Raw genomic sequence first — 25,154 nt, 5'->3', positions numbered from 1 at the left:
AATGTCAATGAAAAAGGTGTTAGTAGTGTCCATGGTAGCCACAGTGTTAACAACTTCTGTGGTCAGTGCAGTATCAGCTGCTCCTGCAGTGAAACCTGCAGCTAGTACAGCTCAGGTGCAAAACTCCACGCTTACAATAAACGGAAACAGCGTCGTCGTTCGTTCCATCGTGAAGAATGGTGAGACCCTTGTGTCGCTCCGTGATGTGATCAAGGCTATTGGCGCGCAAGCGGAAGTACAACGTGGAACGACGGTGATTAAGTTAAATGGTCACACGGTGACACTCCAGAACAATGCGAAACAACTTCTGGTGGATGGCAACAAAGTGAATTTGAATCAACCGGTTACGATCATTGGAGGTACAAGCTACGTTGCGCTCCGACCATTGGTATCCAGTGTTGGCGGCACAATCGTCAAGAGAAGCGGAGCGCTGGAGGTTAGCACGGTAGCATTGTTCGAAGGTGCGGAAAATCCCCGTTTTGCCGGAACAGACAAGCTGATCGTTTCCAAAAGTGATGACAGTGGCCGAACCGATTATCTCGTGAATACCACGAGTGGTAAATACGATCTGTTGTTAACGACAGATGGCGGATCGGATCTTATCGTTTCCCCGAGTGGCAATCAAGCGGCGTATACGAATGCGGATGGAGCCGTCTACGTTATTGATCTGAAGACAAAGGCTTCGAAATTGATTACCAGTGACACAAGCATCAAACCGGAACTGGTATGGTCTGCGGACGGAAGCGCGATTTATTTCCTGCAAGGAGATAAAGGGTCGGTCATTGCGAGTCTGAATCTGGCAGATGGAACAATTAAGAAACTGGTTGAAGATAAGGTGGATTACAAAGAAAACCTGAATGTGTCTGCGGACGGCAAAAGATTCATCTACACGGTAACGACACTGGGTAAGGTTACCTCTGATGCAACCAATGTAGATGAAGACAACGTGTCTATCGACTTTTCAGCCAATCAACAGCAATTATTTTCGTATAACAACGGAATATCAAAACCTGAAGCGACGCAGTTAACGACTTCAACTGATGACAAAGTGTTTGTATGGTCCGTTGACGGGCAGAAAGCCTACTACGTAAGTGTACCGTCCGAGGACGGCAATGCTTCGCTGCAATCTGTGGATTCATCCCAGGAGGCAACAACGGTGTATGGCGTTCACGATGTAGAGCAAGCGATTCTGTCGGGTGGCGTCTTGTACGTACTGGCTGCGCAAGATGACAGCAATAGCGTCATTATTTCCGTTGACACGGTGACAGGAAAACAAACCAAACTGTATACCGTATCTTCCGATGTATCCTCCATTACCGTTGCCGGATCACAATTGGCTGTAATTGAGAATGGCCAAGTTCTGGTACAAGCGGGTGGCAGCTGGAGAGCCGTTACGAAGTGATTTTTTTGATCCAAGAGTGATAAGCACGTAATCATAATTAACTATTTTATAATTCGAGAGGAGTTTATAAAAATGAAAAAATGGATCAAACCCTTCACGGCAATGCTTATGGCTGTATCCCTAATTGGTGGACTTGGAGGAGCAACGACGGTATCCGCTGCCAAGAGCACAGAGAAAGGTAAGATTGTCATCAACGGTTCCTCGGCATTGCTTCCACTGACTCTTCAGGCTGCAAGTGAATTCAAGAAAGATAATCCAAAAGTCAAAATCTCGGCTTCCGCCGCAGGTTCAATCACAGGTCCTCAATCCGTACGTAAAGGCATTGCCGACATCGGTGCTGTGGACTGGGACGCATCCAAGGATGTACCTGGCTTCAAGAAATTCGATGGAATGGTTGCTAATCCAGTAGCAGTGACAGTATTCACGGCTGTTGTTAACACAAATGTGGGTGTAAGCAGTCTGACCACGAAACAATTGCAGGACATCTTCTCTGGTAAAGTGACCAACTGGAAAGACGTCGGCGGTGCTAATGCCAACATCGTTGTTGTTAACCGTAAGTTCGGTTCCGGTACACGGGTCAACTTCCAGCAAAAAGCGCTCGACGGTAAGGATTTCATGAGCAAAGGTGATAACTACAAAGAAGTTGGCTCCAGCGGTGATATGAAAACTACCATCGAAACGACACCGAATGCGATCGGTTATATTGACCTTCCTTATGTAACTAACAAAATGAAGGCAGTATCCATCAATGGCGTGGCACCTACAGAGAAAAACGTTCTGAACAAAACGTACAAAGTCTGGGGTATCGGATATTACATGACTAAAGGTCAACCTACCGGTGCAACCAAAGCGTTCATTGAGTACATCCAAAGCAGCAAGTTCCAGAACGGTTCCCTGAAAAAGCTGAAATTCATTCCGCTTGCGGCTGTAAAATAACGGAGCATCAAACGTTCGTCATTCTCACATTTCATAAGAAAAGGGATAGCCAGCTTCTGCGCATGGTCGCAAGCTGGCTTCTCTATGTGAAAGGAAGAGCACTTCATGATCGATTTGAATCCATCCCCGAACAGCCCCACCCCCAGTGAACTTGGCACGAGCCTTGGTAAGGCCGCTGATTCGGGCACGCGGTTTAACCGTAAGGCGCGTCTAAGGTGGTCCAATAACCTGTTTCGTATGGTGTGCATCGGCAGTACGATCTTTGTATGTTTGGTTCTCTTATGTATCTTAATTCTCATGCTTCGTACGGGCGTTCTTACTTTTGCAGATGTGTCGCTGCGTGAATTCTTTTTCTCCACCAACTGGGACCCGGAAAATGAACACTATGGTGCACTGACCTTTATCCTCGGAACACTGGCTCTTACAGGTCTCACCATGTTGTTTGCCATTCCACTCTCTGTCATCATTGCTGTATTTCTGGCTGAAATGACGCCCAAGTGGCTTCGCCATATTCTGCGGCCCGTATTGGATCTGCTGGTGGGTATTCCCTCTGTAGTGTACGGTTTCCTGGGACTGACGATCCTCATCCCCTGGCTAAGGGATATTAGCGGACGTGATCTGGCTGATGGGTTACTCGCTGCGTCGATTGTATTGACCATTATGGTACTTCCCACGATTAGCCGGATCAGTGATGATGCCATATCTGCTGTGCCGAACAAATACCGTGATGCTGCCTATGCGCTCGGTACGAACCGATTCCAGACCGTGACTCGTGTCGTCTTACCTGCTGCAAAAGGCGGAATCATGTACGCGGTCATTCTTGGAATGACTCGTGCGATCGGTGAGACGATGGCGGTGGTGATGGTCATCGGTAATACCGCGCAGCTCGCGAATAGTCTGTTCACCCCAACAGCCGTGCTGACCAGTAATATCGTTATGCAGATCTCTAGCGTCGAATTCGACTCCACCTGGAATCATGCTCTGTACATGATGGGCTTTATCCTGCTCGCGATTTCGATCCTGATGATCGTTATTGTAAGACTGCTTCAGAAGAGAGGGGACCGAAACGTATGAGTGTGAAGAAGCAGGCGAACGCTGCCGTCCCGTCTTATTCTTTTGGCAAACGGAGAAGTTCCTCGATGGTGATGGATCGACTCTTTACAGGCATGGTATGGGGTGTCGGTATTGTCGTCATTTTATTTATCGTTGGACTGTTATTTTTGCTACTGAACAAAGGATTGCCTCTGCTAAGCTGGGATTTTCTCTATGGTGTTCCTAGTGAGATTGAAGAAGGGGGAGGGATCGGCCCGGCGCTGTTCAACTCGTTCTATGTGTTGATTCTGTCCCTGCTCATCTCCATCCCTATTGGTATGGCGGCAGGCATATATCTCGCAGAGTTTGCACCAAACAATAAGCTGATCGAGACCGTTCGTATTTGCGTGGAGGGATTGTCCTCTGTGCCATCCATCATCTTCGGATTGTTCGGAATTGCCCTGTTTGTGGAGTTTTTCGAAATAGGTCTTACCATTCTGGGAGCAGCCGTCAGTCTTGCTTTCCTGAACCTGCCTGTGCTTACCAGAGTAACAGAGGAATCCGTCAGGGCGGTTCCGGTGGAGCTTCGCAATGGATCATTCGCGCTGGGCTCAACGCATCTCCAGACGATCCGCCAAGTGTTGTTGCCGGTGGCTATCAACGGGATCATGACAGGCATTTGCCTGACGGCAGGCCGGGCATTCGGTGAGAGTGCTGTCATTATTCTAACCGCTGGGGTGTCTACATCCGGGGAGATGTGGGACTTTAATTTGCTATCGCCGGGAGGAACCCTTGCTGTACATCTCTGGTACATTCAATCGGAAGCGATTGTGCCGGATGCCGAGGAAATTGCGCAGAAAACCACAGCTGTGCTGATCTTTGTGGCGTTGCTCATTAATGTTTTGTTCCGTGTACCCCTGTGGCTGAATGCACGTAAAAATCAAGCGTGATGAAGAGAGGATACCTTAACTCTGTATCGTCTAGGAATAACGCTAACTGTTTAAGCTGAATCCGCAAATCATTCCATTTCAACCCGGGAGGGCACCTTGTGCAACCTATTATTGAGATCAACAAATTGAATTTGTATTATGGTCCGTTTCAAGCGCTGAAGGATGTTTCCATTGAAATTCCGGAGCGGGCAATCACTGCGTTTATCGGACCATCGGGTTGTGGTAAATCGACCCTGCTGCGTACGCTGAACCGGATGAATGACCGGATTCCCGGCACACGGATTGAAGGTAAAGTGGCCGTAGGGGGAACCGACATTTACAGTGGTGAAGTTCATGTGGAAACCCTTCGCAAGAAGATCGGCATGGTCTTTCAGCAACCGAATCCTTTTCCAAAATCCATCTATGACAATGTAGCCTTCGGCCCCAAACAGCACGGTATCCATGGTAAGAAGAAGTTGGATGAGATTGTGGAGCAGAGTCTGCGTTCTGCAGTCTTGTGGGATGAGGTAAAAGACAATCTGAAGCGCTCCGCGTTAAGCCTGTCTGGAGGTCAGCAACAACGCCTCTGTATCGCACGTGCGCTGGCAGTGGAGCCGGATATTCTGTTGATGGATGAGGCGACTGCCTCGCTTGATCCCGTCTCCACCTTCAAGATTGAGGAGCTGACGCACGAATTGAAGGAACGTTATACCATTGTGATGGTCACGCATAACATGCAGCAAGCCGCTCGCGTATCTCAGCAGACGGTGTTTTTCCTGAACGGCGAAGTCGTGGAATATTCCGCTACCCAGAGCATGTTCGCCGAGCCTGTTGATGTGCGTACGCAGGATTATATTAGTGGTAGATTTGGTTAAGAAAAAGTGAGTTGATCCTGGAACCATGCGAGCCTTTCAGAGATGATCTGAAAGGCTTTTATGATGTTACAGTTTCCAGGGAAGCTACGAGCGCTTGTAGCGAAAGAGACTTTATCATGTAATGTATTAAAGCTTAGTTGTTATGATATTAAGAAGGTAAATTACACCAGATGTCGAATGAAGTAGTACTACATCAAAGGAGTGATTAACACATGCAATATGATTCCGATATACTAACAATAGAAGAAGTGTTTGAATATGAGAGTGATGAGGTTCGGAGTGTACTAAATGCTGTTGAATATTCAATCAGAGTAGGAGATAATTTTTTCATCATTACCCCTTATAATGATGAAACGTATGTCGTAGAGGCAATCGAAGAACAATATGATAGTTGGACTATAATTTATAATGGAGGAAGAAGAGTAGCAATAAAGGATATATTTCCTTTATTTTCAGTTGGTTCTTTAATTAGTATGTTATCACTTGATAATGAGTTTAATCTCCGGACTGCTGGAGCTAAGTGGATTGTGAGTTTCGATCATTACCATGAGTATGCGTCAGAAGAAAATGAACTTCTTGTTACGTTTTTGTGGTATGTTCTTAAGGATGTATGTGTACGAGGGCTCATTAGTCGTAGTTAAGAAAAAATTAACTAAGTTATGTCTCATCCATATTCTGGAAATAATATTGATATAGAATTGAAGTCAGGATAATATTTTATAAATTATAAATTTCAGTAATCTATGTATGTGTTTATTGTACATACGTTTATTTGATTAACAGGCCCCAACCTGCAATCTACTATTATGCAAATAAAAAACTGATATCCTTTTAAAATGTACCCTATAAGATGGACACTTTGAAAAAAGCCCATCTTATAGGGTACTTTGTTTATAATGAAAAAAAACGATGTTGGAGCGGAAATGTTATGACGAAAAGATTACTGACGAAGAAAGAACAAGAACAACTAAAACGGAATCCAAATGTGATCGCTGTTAGTGAAAAGGCGATTACGTATACCGATGAATTTAAGCGCCATTTCATTGCACAAAATGAACAGGGTAAACTGCCACGAGACATTTTTGAAGAAGCGGGCTTAGATGTTGAATGTATTGGTTTAGAGCGTGTCCGTTCTTCTGGAAAACGTTGGCGTGCTTCGTATCGTGAAGCGGGTGTAGAAGGCTTACAGGATACACGTAAAACGAATTCAGGTCGCCCTTCGGAACGTGAATTAACATTAGAACAAAAGATTGAACGATTAGAAGCAAAAAATCAATTGTTACGAGCGGAAAATGAACTGCTAAAAAAGCTCGATCTACTCGAAAGGCAGATGTTGAAAAAGAAATAAAAGTGGCTGTAGAGCTGAAGTTTGAACTCATTTATCGGACGATCAGAACGTATAAATTGAAGCGGTTGGTCAGCTATCTATGCGATATTATGGAAGTATCACGTTCGGGTTATTACAATTACTTCACTGAAAAATCAGCGCAAAAGCGTATAGCTGAAGCCGAAGCAGATGAGATGGTAAAGGAAATGATTTTAAAGGCCTATCGATTCCGTGGACGTAAAAAAGGAGCACGCCAAATTAAAATGACATTAGAAAATCAGTACAAGATGACGTACAACTTGAAGCGGATTCGTCGGATCATGAAGAAATTTGAAATCATCTGTCCCATTCGAAAGGCTAATCCAGCCCGTAGAATGGCAAAAGCAACGAAAGAACATCGCACATGTCCAAACGAATTACAGCGCAATTTTAAGCCAGGCGAGGCGGGAAAGGTGTTATTAACCGACATCACCTATTTAACGTACAAAGGCAACCAGCGAGCTTATTTATCAACCATGAAAGACGCACAGACGAATGAGATTTTAGCGTATGAAGTGTCTTCTTCGTTACGCATAGACATTGCGCTGAACACGCTTCATCAATTGAAGAAACACCGACATATCACAAAAGATGCGTTAATCCATTCCGATCAAGGCTTTCATTATACGAACCCACAATTCCAATCCGTAGTGAAAAAAATGGGGTTAACTCAATCCATGTCACGACGAGGAAACTGTTGGGATAACGCTCCCCAAGAATCATTCTTTGGGCATTTTAAGGATGAAACGAATATCAAAGAATGCGAAACATTAGAAGAAGTAAAACGAGAAATTAAGAGTTATATGACGTACTATAATCATTATCGAGGGCAATGGAATTTGAAAAAGCTGCCGCCTGTAAAATACAGACAGCAGCTTCAACAAGTTGCCTAGTTTTTTTTCAAAATGTCCTTTACAAAGGGTACACTTTATTTTGGGGTATCAGTTTTTTTGGAATTAAGACTATCTCATCTTGGGTGATATGTAAGACGTTCCCTTGCTCTATTCACGAAACGAAAGGGCAAGTTACTGTGATAGAATGAGTTAGGTTTGAGTGATGAAACAGTGGGGGATTAGAAAATGAACAAAACGGAGCGGCAGCTTGCGATTACGCTTGAATTGCAGCGAAGAAAGATGCTACGAGCAGAAGATTTAGCTGCTCAATTGGAGACAAGTGTACGTACGATATATCGAGATATTCAGGCATTAAGCGAAGCTGGCGTTCCAATCATGGGAGCTCCGGGTCATGGGTATTCCCTCATGGAAGGATATTTTCTGCCCCCGGTAAGCTTCACCGCAGAAGAAGCCGTATCCCTGCTCATGGGAGCTGATTTTATCGAACAGAGATTGGATACAGAATACGCGATGGAGGCTAAGTCGGCTCAACGCAAAATTGAAGCGATTTTACCTGATTCTGTTCGTAACGAATCCATACGTGTTCGGGAAACGATGCGACTGCTTCATACGGTTGAACCTTTAACCCGAGCGCGGGTGAAAACATACCTTAACCAGATTCGTAACGCCATTTTGGATCAACGTAAAATCAGCTTTATGTACCTGAAAAAAATGCCAGGAACGGATGGCAATCGGTATAACATGCGTGAAGTTTCACCCTATGGACTCTCACTGGTTCAGGAGAATTGGGTGTTAATTGCACGTTGTGATATGCGACAAGACATTCGTCATTTTCGTTTGTCACGCATGACTGAACTTTCCGTGCTGGAGGATCAGTACCTTATGCCACCGGATTTTGATCTAAACAGTTATCGACCTCCTGACGACCGTAACGAACAAGTATTAATCAGGGCTAAACCTGAAATTGCTGACAAAATTATGGAGGCCCTTCATTTTTATATGGATGCATTTGAGGAGCAAGAGGAATTTGTGATTTTTCATTTTCGTGTGCGCTATCCGGAGGAAATCTTGCATTATTTACTTGGCTGGGGTGGAGATATCGAGGTCTTGGAGCCGGAGTCTTTACGCTTCCGAATGAAGGAAGTAGCCAAAAACATCTTAAAACACTACTGACATACACCTGTCAGTAGTGTTTTTTTATACTTTGATATATCACAGATAAATGGAGTTGATTGAAGGATGAGAAGTACAACGGAAGTATTGAAATCATTGGAAACGGCAGTAGAACGATATTTGGCAGAACTGAACAAATTGGATATGGGTAGCTTACTTAAAAAACAAAGTGAAGAGGAATGGTCCATTGGACAGATGTATGTACATTTGATTCAATCAGCGCTTTTCTTGCATCTGCATAATATTGAGCAGTGTTTGAGCAGCGAGGATTCGACGTTAAACTCGGGTGAGGAAAAAACTGAACTGGGTAGGCAAGTGTTTGAATTAGGACAATTCCCTCCCGTTCCCGTTAAAGTACCCGCTTCCCCGCAGTACACCCCGCAACCACCTGAGAGCATGGAGTCCTTGATCGACGGGCTTTACATGGTCGTGGAACGGATGAGAAGTACAGAACCCCTTTTATACCAAGCATCGGTAAACAACAAAATACGTCATCCAAGGCTTGGCGCTCTAAACGCTCAGGAGTGGTTTTTGTTGATAGAGATGCACTACAGACATCATTTTTTACAATTGGATCGATTGATATCGAATCTGGAAATGTAAACGAGAGAAGGGAATGAGATGTATCCATGAAACCAAATCAGGACAGCAGATATTGGATTGGTGTTGTATCTGCTTCTCATGTAAATGTAGCCGTAGAGGGAGGGTTTGCGCAGTTGTGCCATGGCAAGTCAGCACTGTTGCGACAGATGTCCGCGGGTGACTGGCTGATATACTATTCCCCACGTACAGACATATCAACAGGGAAGCCACTTCAGGCTTTTACCGCTATTGGTCAAATTAACGACGACAGGATATACCAATATCAGATGTCGGAATCCTTTGTACCCTTTCGCCGAGATCTCCGTTATCTTCCGTGTCGAGAAGTAAAGATCGCTACGTTGTTAGACCAGCTCACTTTTACACGCGGGAATCGTAATTGGGGGTTTCCATTTCGTAAAGGCCACTTTGAAATTGGGGCTGAAGACTTTATGATGATCGCTTCCGCGATGTTGGAAGATGAGACACAGTCACTACTGGATATTAGCTTAAGCCAGAAATGTTAACCAAACCAAAAGGCCCATAGACAGACTATGGACCTTTTGGATTTATGGATAATCATATCCTCCACCGTTGATATTACATTTGCGAAGACGCTGGATGCCCAAGGAAATACCTTTAATCGCCCCGTATTTCTCAATAGCTTGAATCATATACACAGAACAGCTTGGTTCAAAACGACATTTGTTCCTCACTTCAATGGGGGCAAAACGTTGATAAATTCTAATACTCCATATCAGGATTGCTCTAACACGTCGTAGAACGATGAAAAACATACTTGCTATGAAAACAATCTGGGCGCTCAGCAAAGCATATACTGGAATGAATGGATTCAAGAGATAAAAACAGATCATAGAGATGATTAGCCCTGCGAATAATGCAAGTGTAACGTTAAGCAAAGACTTCAACCAATCGATTTCTGGAATAACATGAGTTCTTATATAGAAACTGCTTCGAGGGTCGTTTTCTTCATGATGTGTATGTAAGAGTCTAATAAGTTCTTCTTCGGATGGCATGTTATTATATATCAGTTCCTCAGATTCTGAGTTTCTCATGATTGTTGTACTATTATTAAATCTCTCTGTAGAAAATCAGCATATAATGATGCGTTGTAACAGGTTGCTGGAGACAACCGGGCTTCTCGGTGACGGCTAGCGACTCCATGGATTGATAGATCCATCCAGATTGTGCTTTGTGATTGATGATATCAGCAAATAAATTAACAGCAGCCTGAGTATCACCTCGGTTTACTTGAACATTTTTCGGACCTGGAACGACTGTGTACTCTCTCATTTAAATCTTCCTTTCGTATGTTGGAATTATAGCAATAGACATTCCATTATTTTACTATGGGTATGGTGAACTGTCGATTGAAACTTATTAGATGAGATGGGACTAAATTATAGGCCATCTAACAGGATGGTCTTTGTTGTTATTAAGGTTTAAATTCACTTGGAAAAGTCAATAAAAGCTCTGTAAGCAACGCTGTACAATCCACTGAAAACCAGTACAATTGAACCTATAAAACCATGAGATAAAGAGAGGTAGTTCTCCATGACGGATACAAGTGGGAATCGCAAAGTTGACGGTTATTTGAAGAAACTCAAAACGTGGAAGGAAGAGTCCACGAAGCTGAGAGAGATTATTCGGGATTTTGAACTGACAGAGGATATGAAGTGGATGCATCCTTGTTACATGCTGGATGGGAAAAACATCGTTTTAATCCATGGATTCAAAGAGTACGTAGCCATTCTATTTTTCAAAGGTGCTCTGCTTAAGGATACACACGGCCTCTTAATCCAGCAAACGGAGAATGTACAGGCAGAACGCCAGCTTCGCTTCACCAGTCTGGAGCAGATTGTGGAGCAGGAGGCTATGATCAAAGCCTATATCCAGCAAGCGATTGAAGTGGAACAAGCCGGATTGCAAGTGGAGATGAAAAAGACTGCCGAATATAGCGTTCCCGAGGAACTTCAACAGCAGTTCGATGAGAATCCTGCTTTCCGAGATGCATTTGAAGCACTCTCACCCGGACGGCAGCGGGCATATCTCTATTATTTTTCACAACCAAAGCAATCCAAAACAAAAGTGTCACGAATCGAGAAGTACATGCAGCCGATCCTGGAGGGCAAAGGATTGAATGATTAGTCTTAACAGGAGAGTGTCCCATATGATTCGAACTTACCAATACTACGCAATTTTTAATTTTGCTGAGGATGGAATTAATGTTACATTTCCTGATCTGCCTGGATGTATCACCTGTGGGGATTCAGTTGAAGAAGCATTATTGATGACGAAAGAAGCACTAGAATTATTTTTGGATGGAGAACCTGTTGAAGATATTCCGCCTTCTCAAAGAATAATGCCTCAATTATTGAACCCTAAAGATAAAGCGTATTTAATTGAAGCAAGTATTACGTATTATTGATGAATTCTATGTTTACATATCTGAATTCACCAAACTGAGTTTAGAACATCGTCAACTTCTTTGATTCTTGTGACAGATGGTGTTTGAATTAGATTTCCCTTGACCATGACCATAGAGATGTCTGACAAGGCCTCGATATGTTCCAGTGGATTTTGCTCCATGATAATCAGATCGGCATGTTTTCCGATATCCACCGTTCCTGTAACATCGTCAACACCGAGGATCTTCGCATTGGTTCGGGTCACCATGTCGATGACCTGTTTGTTGTTCAGGTTGGCCTGTCTCATGTAGTGGTCCATCTCTCTCCACATATCATAGTGAGTTACGTAAGGCATAGCGGCATCAGTACCTATACCGATGGTGATGTCGTTTTCGATCGCTTGCTTGACGCCTTTGAGCATGGAATCGTAGACGAGTCTGGAATTCTCTTTTACCGTTGCACTTACCTTCGTTACGCTGGTATTCAGTGAAGCGGATGGATAGGCAGCTTGCAGGGTGGGGATGAGTGCGGTGTAGCCATTCAGGGCATTGGGATTATTTTTGTACAAATGAATGATGTCGTCGTCCATCTCCGAACCGTGCTCAATGGTATCAACGCCACCTTGTAACGCCACTCGTACGCCTTCCGTGCTCTCCACATGAGCTGCCACCCGCAGGCCAATCTTATGCGCTTCATCGCAGATCGCCGCAACTTCGTCCACCGTCATCTGTAAACGGCCAGCTTCGCCCACCATTTTCGCATCCGTCACGCCACCCGTAACACAGATTTTGATCAGATCGACACCGTGTTTCACATTGATACGCACATTCTTTCTGCCTTCCCACGGAGAGTCACCAACCAGAGCGAGGAATGGAGCACCATGTCCGCCCGTGACACTTAGGAAAAACCCGGAGACAAGCAGATTAGGGCCGACAAAGTCGCCGTTATTAATCTCATCCCGCAGCTGGACGTCCGTGTAAAAGAATTCCCCCACACTGCGCATCGTTGTCACACCCGCATGGAGTGCGGTCAGCGCATTGCGTTTCATACGTTTTTTCAAAACGTTTCTGCCAAACTTGGTGTTCAATATCCGATCATAGGCAAACTGCAACATGCCTTCACTGACCGAGAGACTGAACGGTTTTCCATCTGCAAAGAGGTGTACGTGGGCATTGATCAGTCCAGGCATAATGTATTTTCCTGAGAGGTCGATGGTTGTGTAGTGACTTGGAATATTCAGATCATGATCTCGTCCAATATTCTGAATAAGTCCTTGTTCATTGACGAGAAGCGTCAGGTTTTTTTGCAGATTGCGGCTTGAGTCGCTGTGGATCAGATTGACGTTTTTCAATGCGTAATCGGTGTTCATGTTGTGTTCCTCCTTTGGATATAGGTGAAGCGAGTAGTTAAGGTAAAGAAGATAACTGTTTCAATAATGAATATAAAATTCATTTTTAGGTTAAAAAAATAGGCAGATCTATGATGAAGTTTTTTTCGCGTGCAAACCAAGTGAAGTTGATCTGATCTGCACGCTTTGTCTGCCCGGCATAAGTGATGAGATGGAGCGTTATTCGTTGAGACTCTTCATACCGTACAGTCTGTATACATACAACGCTTCGAATATTTGCTTCCGGCTGTCCTCACTCATATCTCGCTTCAATAGATCCAGATTCATGTCGATCACATTGTGTGCGAGGATGTTCAGCAAAATCAAGTTCTCCTCGGTACCAATCTCATACCGTTTATATTGGTTCTTCAGATAGGCCTTCTTGGTTTCGATCATCAGCTCAACAAGTTCATTCTTGGCGTTGGTGTAGATGGTGCCTTTATTCTTTTCGAAGATAATTACAATCTGATTCCGATATTTCCGTAATACGTCTACCTGTTCCTGCAACAGCGCCGACTTTCGCTCGCTATCCGTTTCCTCGAACAAGGTCTGGTTATCAAAGTGAATCGTCTCCACTAGCACATTTTTCAGATAATCCACCAGATCCGGCGGCACGACGGCGTAGAATAGTTCTTTCTTGTTCTTAAAATAAGTATAGATATTGCCCACAGAAATATTGATCTCATCCGCGATATCGCTCATCTTGGCATCCACATAGCCTTTTTCAAAAAAGACCTTGAGCGCCGCATATTCAATCTCTTTTCTGACTTCGTCTTTCTTGGCTTGCACCATCGTGAACGACTCCTTATTAGTGAATGGATGATTCGTTATTAGGTTAGAGTTTTTTTTGAGTTTGTCAATGTAAAGGGGATAGGGGAATATCACTGAGCTCATTATGATGTTGGAATTTTTTTGAAAAGATAGTGAATTATCTTTATTCACATATTCTTTTTGTGGTACTAAAAGGATGAACTGAAGAAGCTAGATAGAGAAAATATGTATTAAGCTAGTTCTACTGTTTCTTATGAGTTAGATGATTCAACAATATATAGCAAGGTTTTTTGACCTGAAATAAATGCAATAACTTCAGTTGTTTAGCAGAAATAAAGAGAAAAATGCTTTTTTGGGTTTTATGATTGAAAACTCAATATGAATCATTTATAATTCATTTTGGGGAAAAAAATATAATTTGTTTAATTTTTATTCATTATGAATGAATGGGGGTTCTTAAATGGATCAAAAATCTATTATTGGAATGCGTCTTAAGGAAATTAGAGAAAATAAAAAAATTGAAAAAGCAGAGGTAGTAGAAAAACTTAATATTAATTATAGCACTTACTCCAATTGGGAAGCAGGAAATAGGGAACCATCTGCTGAAATGCTTAGTAAGCTAGCGACATTTTATCGTGTCTCATTGGATTACCTATATGGAAGAGATTCCGAATTTGATATAGAGAATGATGAAGCAATAAAGTCAGGACCACTTGCCGAAGTTATTAACGATTTTAAAAAGAATTGGAATGAGCGAGATCGTTCTGTGAAAATAAAACTACCTTTGTATGAGAAACTTTTTGAGGAAGCGGGATATGATTCTAGTAGAGTTAGGTTTATATTGAATCGGCTGGTATCTAATCACTATCATAAATTAGAAGAAGAGCACCAGAGGGAATTGAGAAAATTGGAACAGGAGGAGGCTCTTGAAGATTACTATAATTTTCTAGATCGACTTCTGGATGCGACAAAAAAAGGAAGCATTCAAATAGGTATCACAAATGGACGTGTAGGAAAGGAAACTGGTAGAGATATATACCGCTTAGTTGATTACGATATTTCAAATGCATACAAATATTTCTCATTAAATTTGGAAAGGAACGGGGAAGAGTGGCCTATAACTTTTCAGAAAATTAAGGATATAAAGTTTTCTGATTGTGGTGATGAACTAAATGGCAGAATGAAAACTTGGATATATATGGATAGTGAAACGTGGCGGTTTTACCTTAATTATAATGTTAAAGATGTAAAATCGAACTAATATTAAAAAAACAGCTCTAGTTGGTCATAACCCTGTCAAGTAGACAGTAAAAAAAGACGATTTTAAGCCGCGGTCTTTTCCCGGTATTCCACCGGGGAACGGTCGTTTAGTCTTTTTTGGTATCGGTTGTGGGTATCGAATAGAATATATTCGCTCACTTTCTGCTCAACCTCCTCTTTGTTTGCTGCCTCATTCAAGTATATTTTTTCGGTCTTTAATTGAGAGAAGAAAGATTTGATACAGGCATTGTCTAGGCAATTCCCGCCTGGAGTGACTTCCTAGCATACTGAGTTGTTTCAGTTTACGGTTGACTGGTTTAGAGGTTTATTGAAATCCTTGACTGGAGTGCAGGAGTACGCCACTCAGATCCGTGTGCTGACAGAATCTATCCAGCGTTTCATGAACTAAAGCAAGATCATTTCGTTCGGAAAGATGGCCATCCAAAATTTCATTATTATATAAATCCTGAATGACAGATAGGTACACAAACTGTTCTCCAGCGCGGATATAGGTGATGTCTGTAACCAGTTTAGTTCGTGGTGAACTTGCTTGAAACTGGCGTTCCAGTCGATTTGGATTCACTACAGAAGCTTGTTTCCCAAAGAATCGACGCTTTCTTCGAATAACAGAACAAAACCTTAATTGTTTCATTACTCGATACACCTTTGTGTGATTAACTCCTAACTCTTCTCTATGTAAAGCCACTGTCATTTGAAGATAACCAAAGTAGGGATAAACTCGATGAATGGCAAGCAGATGCGATTCCAATTCATGTTCTTTTTGTCTACGTTCACTTTTCGCCTGTCTACTTTTTCTCCACTTATAATAGCCCGAACGGGAAACCGCAGCAAACTTCGAGCCAAGCCAATCATGACGTACTCGCAAGTCCTCTACAATCTGAAATCTGGCAGCTTTACTCGTCACTCCTTGTGTAGATTTGGATAATGCTTTTTTAAATATTCAATCTCCGCTCGCAAGTAAGCCATTTCTTCTTCCATACTGGAAAACTTCGTTTTAGAACGTCCTCGTTTAGATGTGGCAGGTTCAAAACTCACTCCGTGTTTCATTTTCGCAGCCCATACTTTACCTGAGATTTATTTTGAATACCCAAACGTTTCGCGACTTCACGTATGCTCATATGCTCTTCGTTGACCAGCCGGCCGCCTCCAATTTTAATTCTGAGGAGTACCGTCAGAAAGCTTGTCCTTTTTTAGCCATAAAAAAATCCCCTCCAGTAGGCAAGATTAAGTCCATCTTAACAGATGTCTTTTTTTTTCTTGTCTATTAAAAGAGGATAATACCAAGTAGCTGTTCTTTTTAATAAAACCCTAGAAATATATTTCTAATAATTGATACATGCTTTCTAGATAAATTGTGGCCCTTCTCAGTATCCAATTTACTATTTTTTTAGTGATACTATTTGCTCGTAAATCAGGCAAACATAAATATCTATTTTCACTTAGAAAAAATGCAGCGAATTTATTTTGTATGGTAGAATATACCTAGCGCCATAAGATATAACAAAACGGTTTATGAGAGGAAAGAGGATTGGATGAACATCGGCGATTAATATATTTAAATTTGAGATCTTTGATACTTAATAAAAATGAGAGGGGTGCATTAACCTGACTAATCAAGCTGTATTTAGGCCTAGAGCAAGATTAATGTCTCAATTAGGTGAACAGTTAATTAAAGATGAGACAATTGCAGTCTTAGAACTTATTAAAAACGCTTATGATGCTGATGCAAGAAATGTTGAAGTAATAATGAGAGATACAGACGATCTACAATCTGCTACGATAATTATCGAAGATGATGGAGATGGAATGACGCTCGACATTGTTAAAAACTACTGGATGGAACCCGGTACAGATAATAAAGAGAAAAAATTAAAGAAAATGATACAAGAAAACATAAAAAGTTCACTTAACAGATTGCCTATGGGTGAAAAGGGAATTGGACGTTTTGGGGTTCATAAATTAGGACATAAGGTTACATTGATAACTCGTTCCGAAAATGAACAAGAGGTTTTTTTAAGTATTGATTGGTCGATATTCGATTCTAATAAATACTTATCAGATGTGTCTATTGATATCATTGAGCGTCCCCCAACTCAGTTGTTTACTAATGGTAGTCCCAAAGGCACTCGTATAATTATAGAAAATTTAAAAACTCCGTGGACGAGAGGAAAAGTGAGAGATTTACAACGTGCAATAACCTCACTAAACTCCCCATTTGAAGCATTAGATGCGTTTAAAGTGAACTTGAAAGTGAGCAATCCTGAATGGTTAAAGGGTTTAATAAGTTATGATGATATTAAGGATTATGCATTATTTAAGGTAAAGATGACGTTGGATAAAAACAAAATTCTTAACTATGAATATGAGTTCAAACCTTGGAACAACTTAGATAAATTGGATTATAGAAACAATCATATTGATGAGATTGAAATGAAAAAATTAGATAACTTAAAAGATGATAGAAAAAAAACTAAAAAAATGTTTGTTCCTATTGATTTATCTGAATATGATATTGGTTCAATTGAGATTGAATTATTGGGGTTTGATTTGGACTCCAGTTTACTTAAATTTGGAGAAGTTTCTGACACTTCAGGGTTAAAGAAATATTTGAAAACAAACGGTGGTATTTTTGTATATCGAGATAAAATTAGAATTTACTCTTCAGAAGAGAGTGATTGGTTGGGATTAAACGCCAAAAGAGTTAATAGTCCAGCTGATAAAATTAGTACCAATCTAGTACTTGGAAGTGTAAAGATTGAGCGTAGCCAAAGTTTAGGTTTACAAGAGAAGACTAACCGTGAAGGATTTATAGAGGATTTGGCATATGAAAAATTTAGAGATGCTGTACTTTTCGCTGTTGAAAAATTTGAACATGACCGCGCATTAGATAAGTATCTTATAAGAAAATATTATGGTGCCACCTCTAAATCTGAACCATTAATTGCAGAGGTTGCTTCGTTAAGGGAAAAGATCGAAATGAAAGTGTCAGACAATTCATTAAAAAATGAAATATTCGGATGCCTTGATAACATTGAACGTGATTATCAACATATTACAGGTGTTTACCAAAAAAGTTCAAGCATAGGCTTAAGCATGAGCGTTGTTTTACATGAAATAGATAAAGTTATTTCTGAACTAGAGCGCGTAATTGATGAAAATCAAACTTCTCAGCATGTCAGGAAATTAGTGGAAAGACTTGGGAGTCTTACAGATGGATATGCTTCAGTTGTTAAATCTGGTCGTTTGAAAAAATTCAATTTTAAAGATGTAATTAGTCAAGCATTATTTTTGGTGGATTTCAGATTGGCAGCACATGAAATTCAAGTTGTTGAGAATTATCTTAATAAAACTGATGATTTTATCGTAAAAGGTAATGAAAATTTAATTACAAGTAATATAATAAATATCATTGATAACGCAATTTGGTGGCTGAGTTATGTTGAAGTCCCTAATAAAAAGATCTATTTTGATATAACAAGAGAAATATCAGGTTATCTAAGTATTATTATAGCGGATAATGGTAAAGGGTTTACCATACCAACAGAAATGATTACCAAACCTTTTATTACTGACAAAACAGGTGGAATGGGTTTAGGACTTCACTTAGCTAGCGAAATTATGAAGCAACATAGTGGTCAAATTATATTTCCAGATTATTATGATTTAGAATTACCATTAGAGTATAAGCATGGTGCAATTATTGCATTAGCATTCAAGGAGGAAGAATAAAATTGGAATTAAATGCTATTAATAAAGTCATTATCATTGACGATCAAATAGAAGAAGCACTCCCTATAATGAAGGCTTTGTCTACTAAAGGAATTTATTCTTTATTTTGGGATGGACAATTGAAAAATAAACCAGAGGAACCCCTGAATGGTGTGCGACTTGTTATTTTGGACATGAGATTCTCCACTGTAACTGATTCTCATATAATAAACCGTTCATTATTTAGTTTACTTAAACGTGCAATAAGCTTAGAAAATGGCCCATATATATTGTGTATGTGGAGTAAACATAATAATGAATATCTAGCATCATTTAAAGAGGAACTAAAAGAATATCCGCAAGTGCCACAACCGTATTTAATAACAAGTTTAGAAAAAAAAGATTTTATAAGTTTAATTAGAGATAGTCATAATGAGGCTCGTGATCAATTAGCAGCAACTATATCAAGTATAAATGATACTACTATTGAAGAAAAAATAATGGATATATTCAATATGGTTCCTTCTTTTAGTGAACATGAAGAAGTACCTATCGATAATTTGTTAACTGAACTGAACGGAAAACTAAAAGAAATGAATGCTTTATCTTCTTTGTTAGTATGGGAAAATACAGTTTCGAAAGCCGCTAATATGTTGCTCAATAGTGTAGCGATGTTATCGGACAAAGGAGATAATTGGAATAAAAATGTACAGAATATAATTCAGCGATTGGCAATTGCTAATGCAGGAAAAATATTGGGGACCAGTACTACTAATGCTGAATACATATCAAATGCGTTTGCTTCTTTAAATCAAATGCTTCCAGATGAGTTATGGAATCAAATGCACTTAATACATTTTGATGATGAAGAATTCCAACATATGACTAGCTCTAGTATTACCTGTCTAATCAATCAAAATGAATATTCAATTTCTAAGATAGGTAAATTTGTATTGAAAAAAAATGGTCGTGATTTTATTTCATACTCAAAAATCATTGATAAGAACGTTGTGATACATGAAGATAAAGAGATTATAGAGGAGATGCATAATAAATATTTGCGTACACAAGGATTCTCTAACTCTAAACTACTTTGCCAAAAAATACTGCTAAATGACAATAAGAAACCAGGTAAGTTATTTTTAGTGGATGATAAAGAGATTAAGGAAGAAATAGTATTACATACTTTTGATAAAGTTGATATAAATGATGATCAAATTAGATTGGTGAAATTGGATATCTCATCCTCGTGCGACTACGCCCAAAATAAATTGAAAAGGAAGCGCATTTTATTTGGGATCAAAGTACCAGTAGATCAGTTTAATAAACGTACCAAAAGTTTACCGGAATCGTTGTATTCGACACCAGAGTTATTAATAAATGATGAACTTTGTATTATCGTTTTTAGTTTTCATCATATAAGTAATGATCAAAATAGAGAGTTTACGCTTCAACCTCTATTGGAATTTAGAGAATTATTTCTAAGTGATATCAAACACTACTTATCAACCTTTATCTCTAGGGTAGGTATTATAAGGTTGGATTGAATTTATTCATTCGTCTTATAGTTTACAATACATTGCTAACCTAGTATGATTTTTATATTTAGATTGAGTTAGCTAAGGGGCGTTGTAATGAATTTTTTAGATATATTTTCAGGTGCTGGAGGACTTTCTGAAGGTTTTTTAAGAACAGGTTTTGAACCAATTGCACATATTGAGCGAGATGCTTATGCGTGTAAAACATTAGAGACTAGGTCAGTATACTATTATATGAAGAAAACTAATAATTTGAAATTATACAGAGAATACCAAGAAAGTTATTATAGTACTAGTGGTGAGAGGGAAGAAAAAAGGCGCAAACTTTTATCTCTAGTTCCTGAGGATGAGTTGGAGCCTGTAATGAATCTTGAAATTTCTGAAGCTACTTTACCATTAATATTTCAAAAGATTGATAACAGACTAGCTCATATGAAACAGAATAGTGTAGACCTAATTATTGGTGGGCCTCCTTGTCAAGCTTATTCACTAGTTGGTAGAGCAAGAGACGAGAAAAGCATGGAAGATGATCCTAGGAATTACTTGTATAAGTTATATGTAAGATTCTTAACAAGATATCAACCTAAAGCGTTTGTCTTTGAAAATGTCCCAGGTATTTTGACTGCGTTTAAAGGAACGTTGTTTAAGAACTTACAATCCTATATGAAAAGAGTGGGTTATAATATTGAAGCGCGGAAATTAAATGCGAAATACTTTGGAGTACTTCAAGATAGAAAGAGAATTATTATTGTTGGTTGGAGAAAGGATATTGAATATCAATTTCCAATAATCGAGAATCAAATTCAAAATCATATTGTCAATGACTTAATAAATGATCTTCCTAGACTTTTTTCTGGACAATCAACTGTAGACAGTTGTTATAAATCTCCTCCTAATAACTTGTTGGAAGAAATGAAAATTAGAGGTCCAAGAGATATTCTTACACATCATGAGGCTAGATCAAATGTACAAAGAGATTTAGATATTTATAATATTGTAGTAGAGAAGTGGAACAAAGAAAAGAGTCGTTTAAAATACCCTGATCTACCAGAGCATTTGATTACACACAAGAATCTTACTTCATTTCTTGATAGATTTAAGGTGGTTGCTGGGGATGAACAGTACTCTCATACCGTAGTCGCTCATATATCAAAAGATGGTCATCATTATATTCACCCAGATATAACGCAAAATCGTTCTCTTACTGTTAGAGAAGTAGCTAGAATCCAATCATTTCCAGATGATTATTTTTTTGAAGGGCCGAGGACTTCTAATTTTGTGCAAATCGGCAATGCAGTTCCTCCTTTGATGGCTGAGAGACTAGCAGATTGGTTTAAAATTAGATTGGAATATAATACTGCCGATAAGGTGAAATAAACAGAGTTTTTTGAGATTACATTAAAAATAGTCACAGTATTTTTCAACTAAATATCTTTAATTTCAATAATTTCCTTTATATCATCAATATCCAAAGCTTCTGCGATCCGTTCAATGTGAGCAAAGTTAATATTCTCTCGCTTCCCAGACTGCAACTCACTCAACGCAGCGTGTCGGATATCAGACAATCTTGCCAGTTCGCGTAGCGAGATATTATGTTTTTCCGTGAGCTTATGAATATTGACGACGACTTTCTTTGCCATGTTAAATCACTCCTAAAATTTCCATATGGTCTTGACGTTACGCATGAGCGTACCATATACTTTTTGTATATCTGGTACTCTTATGCGTACCAATTTTAGGGGTGGTGACATGACAAGTACCAACAGCGAAGACCTCGCTTCGCAGTACGCACAACTCGTCCAACAAGAAGACGATTACGTTGATCAACTCGTCACATGCAATAAACTCATCCTTGACGCCATGGAAATCATCGCCAAGCGGGCAGGGGTGCTGCATATGGACACGGTGAAACAAGCTGCATATCATCTACATGCCATGGAACAGGATCTAAACCGAAAGTTATTTGAAGTACGGCTGGAGAAGAGCATCTTGGCAAATCAAATGAGCCAGTCTACATAAAGTTACCTTAACTAAGGACAGTGCAGGGTCATATAAGATGATCTTGCACTGTCTTGTTGTCGTTCCATCCAAACGTTTTTCGCTTCCAATTAAGCATTGACTTTCCCTACAAATCCCCCTAAACTTCAATTATTAAAATACTTTTAAAAACATTCATTGAATGGTTCGAAATGAACGAAAGGAGGCATACAACTAACCATGTTACCCACATCACACAACACCCAACAGGTGAAGCGCATTAACGTTGAATTGGTGAAGAACACGCTCCGATCCATGGGCGTAGGCACAAAAGCTTCCATTGCGAACCTGACCAAACTCAGCGTAGCGACATGCGGCACTATCCTTAACGAATTACTCCAAACAGGTGAGATTATCGATCTGGGTCCAGATGAGTCGAGTGGGGGAAGACCTGCCAGTCGGTATCAATTCAATGCGGACTACGCCAGCGTACTGTGCCTGATTATTCGAACAGAGGGCGGCGTTCACTCGATCACACATACATATGCCAATCTGAACGGAGAGATGGCGGAGGAACAGACACTCTTTTTGGATGAGATTAATGTAACGGTGGTAGAGGATCTAATTGCGAACCTGATTGAGCAACACCACAATGTGCAGGCGATTGGTATCGGCATACCTGGGGTGGCACACAACGGTGTGATTGGCATTTGCGACGTACCGGAGCTGATGTATCAGCCACTAGGGCCAAGGCTCAAGGAACAATATGAAGAAGTGGAAGTGGTCATTGGTAACGACATGAACCTGACGGTCTACGGATTGTATAACCAGCAACAGTTTGAGGAAGAGAAGAACTTTGCGGTGGTGACTTTCCCAGAGAACCATTTTCCGGGTGCAGGATTTATCATTGATGGTCGTCCGCTGACCGGGAATACGCAATTTGGGGGCGAGGTGTCCTTCTTACCTTTTGGGGTGTCGCGGGAAGAGCAGTTGCGAATGTTGAAAACGACAGAGGGTTTGCAGGAACTCGTCGTACAAACGCTTGTATCCATCATCGCGATCATTAACCCGGCCACGATTGTGGTTACAGGTGATACGATGGACTCGGCTATGCGGGATGGCCTGGTACAAGGCTGTCTGAATCATCACATTCCGCAGGAGCATATGCCTGAGCTGATAATCCGTCGAGATACTCGGCGCGAGTATGTTACTGGACTTGTAGCCGTGACACTGGAGAGCCTGACCTACCGGATCCAGGTAGTTGAGAAGCAGTGGTAAAAGAACAGTGAACTTAAAGAGAGATTTGTTTATTTGAGCAATAATCCATTTCAATTCTTTCTATATTGATTCAACTAATTACTTATATACCGTAACGGAGAGGACAGAAAGAACTTGAAGAAGCGAAGCGTTCGCCTTTATCACCGGATTTTCCCCTTAAGAAAAGGGATAAAAAAAATCTGGGGATAACAGCGATCGGAAGGTTATTCTGTCAGCGTAGTGTCTCTGTATATCATCTCAGGTTGAACTTATAGTCATGAATTAAATTCATTTTTCTAGACACAATGGAGGAACTTATTTTGAATCAGCAAGCAGGTACACAAGGCAACAAACGAAAGTTCAACAAGCTGTACGCCATGCAACTGGCAACGATCTTTCTGGGATTTATCGTATTTGGCATATCGGAAAATATTAAGGGGCCAGCCATTCCGCGCATTCAATTCGACTTCAATCTGGATGAGAAACAGCTCGGGACGTTATTGTCCCTGAATGCACTCGGGTATCTGATCGCCTGCTCCTTCACCGCTATTCTAGTCCGCAAATGGGGTATCAAGGCGGTTAGCATCATATCGTTTGCATCGATGATCCTTTCGGGTGTGTTCATTTATGTGTCTCATACCTATCCACTCTTTGCTTCATCGTACTTCTTCATGTACATCGGTAACGGCATGCTGGAGATTGCTTTGGCGATTCTGGGTGCGCGGATCTTTGTGAAAAACACAGGTACGATGATGAACCTTTCTCATTTCTTCTATGGGTTAAGTTCTACAGTGGCGCCTTTATTGGCGACAGGTGTTATGTCTTTGCGCGTGTTTGGACACGAACTGGACTGGCGCGGGATGTATCTGGTGATGTTGTCACTCTGTCTGCTGCCGATCATAGCGGCGCTGCGCAGCAAATTTCCGGGGGATGATCTTCCTCATGAAGATCGGACTTCACTGAAGATGTTAACACGTGATCCAGCCATCTGGCTGATGGTGCTCATTCTTTCTTTTGGCGTGGTATCGGAACTGGCAGTTGGAGGTTGGCTCGTTAACTTTCTGGAGAAAGCCTATACGTGGGACACGGTCAAAGCATCTGGGCTGCTGTCTGCGTTCTTCCTCAGCTTCTCGCTGGGACGTCTGCTGCTTGGTCCATTGACGGACCGAATCGGATTCGTGTTATCGCTTATTCTGTTCTCCGCATTCTCGGCGGTATGTACATTCCTGGCGATTGGGGGCGGGGAGGAACTCGCGTTCTTCTTTGCTGTATCAGGGGCAGGTATTGCGATGATCTATCCTACGGTGATGGCGTTTATCGCACGCAGATATCCGAACGGCAGTGACACTGCGATTACGTTCACGGTTACTCTAATGGGTGTTGGTAGTGTCATCGGTAACTATGTGATTGGCTGGGTCATTGAAGGCGTGAAGAATATGTACGGTCCAACGACTCAGTTAGGGCTGCTGCGCGGACTTCAGGCGGGATATGGATTCATCGGTTTATGTGCTGTGATCTGTGCGGCATCTGGCGTAGTGTTGTATGTGTATTTGAAAAGAAGGCAGGAATTGATTTAGTATCAATTAAACTGATAAAGCCCCACTGATCGCCATGATCGGTGGGGCTTTGCATATGAATATACGAGTAGATTAGTACGGTA

24 protein-coding genes and 1 pseudogene are annotated in these 25,154 nt (G+C 40.9%); 19 read left to right on the top strand and 6 right to left on the bottom strand.

The genetic code is table 11. The annotated features are described in order from the left end of the window. Position 1 precedes the first annotated feature (1 nt). The 10 genes from MHI06_RS22300 (at position 2) to MHI06_RS22255 (ending at position 9,673) form a co-directional block, all read left to right on the top strand. Positions 2 to 1,402, top strand: a complete 1,401-nt coding sequence (locus MHI06_RS22300) for a stalk domain-containing protein (RefSeq protein ID WP_248278219.1) — start codon at positions 2 to 4, stop codon at positions 1,400 to 1,402. 72 nt (positions 1,403 to 1,474) lie between these two features. Further along, positions 1,475 to 2,338, top strand: coding sequence for a phosphate ABC transporter substrate-binding protein (locus tag MHI06_RS22295; protein WP_169481927.1), 864 nt, complete (start codon positions 1,475 to 1,477; stop codon positions 2,336 to 2,338). A 105-nt stretch (positions 2,339 to 2,443) separates the two neighbouring features. Beyond that, positions 2,444 to 3,412, top strand: coding sequence for a phosphate ABC transporter permease subunit PstC (pstC, locus tag MHI06_RS22290; protein ID WP_169481928.1), 969 nt, complete (start codon positions 2,444 to 2,446; stop codon positions 3,410 to 3,412). Next, entirely contained in the window at positions 3,409 to 4,320 is a 912-nt protein-coding gene (gene pstA, locus MHI06_RS22285; protein ID WP_169481929.1) for a phosphate ABC transporter permease PstA, read from the top strand. The genes pstC and pstA overlap by 4 nt, the downstream gene beginning before the upstream one ends. 98 nt (positions 4,321 to 4,418) lie before the next feature. Continuing rightward, on the top strand, positions 4,419 to 5,174 hold the full coding sequence (gene pstB / locus MHI06_RS22280) for a phosphate ABC transporter ATP-binding protein PstB (protein ID WP_169481930.1): 756 nt from the start codon (positions 4,419 to 4,421) through the stop codon (positions 5,172 to 5,174). 212 nt (positions 5,175 to 5,386) lie between these two features. Further along, the gene (locus MHI06_RS22275; protein WP_169481931.1) at positions 5,387 to 5,815 is read left to right on the top strand and encodes a hypothetical protein; all 429 of its coding nucleotides are present in this window, start codon (positions 5,387 to 5,389) and stop codon (positions 5,813 to 5,815) included. 287 nt (positions 5,816 to 6,102) lie between these two features. Continuing rightward, positions 6,103 to 7,433 (top strand): IS3 family transposase gene (locus tag MHI06_RS22270; protein WP_340402059.1). Its coding sequence is split into 2 segments (ribosomal slippage): positions 6,103 to 6,484 and positions 6,484 to 7,433, totalling 1,332 coding nucleotides; the frame shifts between segments, so codons are not numbered across the junction. A gap of 186 nt (positions 7,434 to 7,619) precedes the next feature. After that, complete coding sequence (locus MHI06_RS22265; RefSeq protein WP_340399145.1) at positions 7,620 to 8,567, top strand: YafY family protein; 948 nt, start codon at positions 7,620 to 7,622, stop codon at positions 8,565 to 8,567. A gap of 66 nt (positions 8,568 to 8,633) precedes the next feature. Continuing rightward, complete coding sequence (locus MHI06_RS22260; RefSeq protein WP_340399144.1) at positions 8,634 to 9,170, top strand: DinB family protein; 537 nt, start codon at positions 8,634 to 8,636, stop codon at positions 9,168 to 9,170. Positions 9,171 to 9,196: 26 nt separating this feature from the next. After that, complete coding sequence (locus MHI06_RS22255) at positions 9,197 to 9,673, top strand: EVE domain-containing protein (protein ID WP_340399143.1); 477 nt, start codon at positions 9,197 to 9,199, stop codon at positions 9,671 to 9,673. A gap of 42 nt (positions 9,674 to 9,715) precedes the next feature. On the opposite strand, the gene yidD is transcribed toward MHI06_RS22255, so the two are convergent. Beyond that, positions 9,716 to 10,183: a membrane protein insertion efficiency factor YidD gene (gene yidD, locus MHI06_RS22250; RefSeq protein ID WP_340399142.1), complete on the bottom strand. Its 468-nt coding sequence runs from the start codon at positions 10,181 to 10,183 to the stop codon at positions 9,716 to 9,718. Positions 10,184 to 10,238: 55 nt separating this feature from the next. After that, the gene (locus MHI06_RS22245; RefSeq protein ID WP_100529170.1) at positions 10,239 to 10,460 is read right to left on the bottom strand and encodes a hypothetical protein; all 222 of its coding nucleotides are present in this window, start codon (positions 10,458 to 10,460) and stop codon (positions 10,239 to 10,241) included. Between the two features lie 261 nt (positions 10,461 to 10,721). Here MHI06_RS22245 and MHI06_RS22240 point away from each other — a divergent pair, with 261 nt between their 5' ends. Both MHI06_RS22240 and MHI06_RS22235 read left to right on the top strand, forming a co-directional pair. Beyond that, on the top strand, positions 10,722 to 11,315 hold the full coding sequence (locus tag MHI06_RS22240) for a YdeI family protein (RefSeq protein WP_340399141.1): 594 nt from the start codon (positions 10,722 to 10,724) through the stop codon (positions 11,313 to 11,315). A 22-nt stretch (positions 11,316 to 11,337) separates the two neighbouring features. Continuing rightward, positions 11,338 to 11,595, top strand: coding sequence for a type II toxin-antitoxin system HicB family antitoxin (locus tag MHI06_RS22235; protein WP_340399139.1), 258 nt, complete (start codon positions 11,338 to 11,340; stop codon positions 11,593 to 11,595). A 26-nt stretch (positions 11,596 to 11,621) separates the two neighbouring features. Here the strand turns inward: MHI06_RS22235 and MHI06_RS22230 are convergent, their stop codons facing one another. Beyond that, a complete protein-coding gene (locus MHI06_RS22230) occupies positions 11,622 to 12,944 on the bottom strand; it encodes an amidohydrolase family protein (protein WP_340399138.1) in 1,323 nt (440 codons plus the stop codon). A 198-nt stretch (positions 12,945 to 13,142) separates the two neighbouring features. After that, positions 13,143 to 13,754 carry a TetR/AcrR family transcriptional regulator gene (locus tag MHI06_RS22225; protein ID WP_090809647.1) on the bottom strand — a complete coding sequence of 204 codons (612 nt, stop codon included), beginning with the start codon at positions 13,752 to 13,754 and terminating at the stop codon, positions 13,143 to 13,145. Between the two features lie 439 nt (positions 13,755 to 14,193). Here MHI06_RS22225 and MHI06_RS22220 point away from each other — a divergent pair, with 439 nt between their 5' ends. After that, positions 14,194 to 14,994, top strand: coding sequence for a helix-turn-helix transcriptional regulator (locus MHI06_RS22220; protein ID WP_340399137.1), 801 nt, complete (start codon positions 14,194 to 14,196; stop codon positions 14,992 to 14,994). 230 nt (positions 14,995 to 15,224) lie between these two features. On the opposite strand, the pseudogene MHI06_RS22215 reads toward MHI06_RS22220, so the two are convergent. Continuing rightward, positions 15,225 to 16,164: pseudogene (locus MHI06_RS22215) on the bottom strand (IS3 family transposase); the annotation flags it as partial. Between the two features lie 494 nt (positions 16,165 to 16,658). Between MHI06_RS22215 and MHI06_RS22210 the strand changes: the two are divergent. The 3 genes from MHI06_RS22210 (at position 16,659) to MHI06_RS22200 (ending at position 21,637) form a co-directional block, all read left to right on the top strand. Continuing rightward, the gene (locus tag MHI06_RS22210) at positions 16,659 to 18,743 is read left to right on the top strand and encodes an ATP-binding protein (protein ID WP_340399136.1); all 2,085 of its coding nucleotides are present in this window, start codon (positions 16,659 to 16,661) and stop codon (positions 18,741 to 18,743) included. A gap of 2 nt (positions 18,744 to 18,745) precedes the next feature. Beyond that, positions 18,746 to 20,269, top strand: a complete 1,524-nt coding sequence (locus MHI06_RS22205; protein ID WP_340399135.1) for a hypothetical protein — start codon at positions 18,746 to 18,748, stop codon at positions 20,267 to 20,269. 87 nt (positions 20,270 to 20,356) lie between these two features. Further along, positions 20,357 to 21,637 carry a DNA cytosine methyltransferase gene (locus MHI06_RS22200; protein ID WP_340399134.1) on the top strand — a complete coding sequence of 427 codons (1,281 nt, stop codon included), beginning with the start codon at positions 20,357 to 20,359 and terminating at the stop codon, positions 21,635 to 21,637. 47 nt (positions 21,638 to 21,684) lie between these two features. On the opposite strand, the gene MHI06_RS22195 is transcribed toward MHI06_RS22200, so the two are convergent. Beyond that, positions 21,685 to 21,900, bottom strand: coding sequence for a helix-turn-helix transcriptional regulator (locus MHI06_RS22195; RefSeq protein ID WP_340399133.1), 216 nt, complete (start codon positions 21,898 to 21,900; stop codon positions 21,685 to 21,687). 109 nt (positions 21,901 to 22,009) lie between these two features. On the opposite strand from MHI06_RS22195, the gene MHI06_RS22190 reads away from it, so the two are divergent. The 3 genes from MHI06_RS22190 (at position 22,010) to MHI06_RS22180 (ending at position 25,071) form a co-directional block, all read left to right on the top strand. Beyond that, the gene (locus MHI06_RS22190; protein ID WP_340399132.1) at positions 22,010 to 22,279 is read left to right on the top strand and encodes a hypothetical protein; all 270 of its coding nucleotides are present in this window, start codon (positions 22,010 to 22,012) and stop codon (positions 22,277 to 22,279) included. 198 nt (positions 22,280 to 22,477) lie between these two features. Then, positions 22,478 to 23,515 carry an ROK family protein gene (locus tag MHI06_RS22185; RefSeq protein WP_340399131.1) on the top strand — a complete coding sequence of 346 codons (1,038 nt, stop codon included), beginning with the start codon at positions 22,478 to 22,480 and terminating at the stop codon, positions 23,513 to 23,515. Positions 23,516 to 23,871: 356 nt separating this feature from the next. Further along, positions 23,872 to 25,071 (top strand): MFS transporter, encoded by a 1,200-nt coding sequence (locus MHI06_RS22180; RefSeq protein ID WP_340402168.1) that lies wholly within the window; start codon positions 23,872 to 23,874, stop codon positions 25,069 to 25,071. The last annotated feature ends 83 nt before the right edge of the window (positions 25,072 to 25,154 follow it).

Source organism: Paenibacillus sp. FSL H8-0079, assembly GCF_037991315.1.
GTDB lineage: Bacteria > Bacillota > Bacilli > Paenibacillales > Paenibacillaceae > Paenibacillus.
This window is presented reverse-complemented; position numbering and strand designations above follow the sequence as displayed.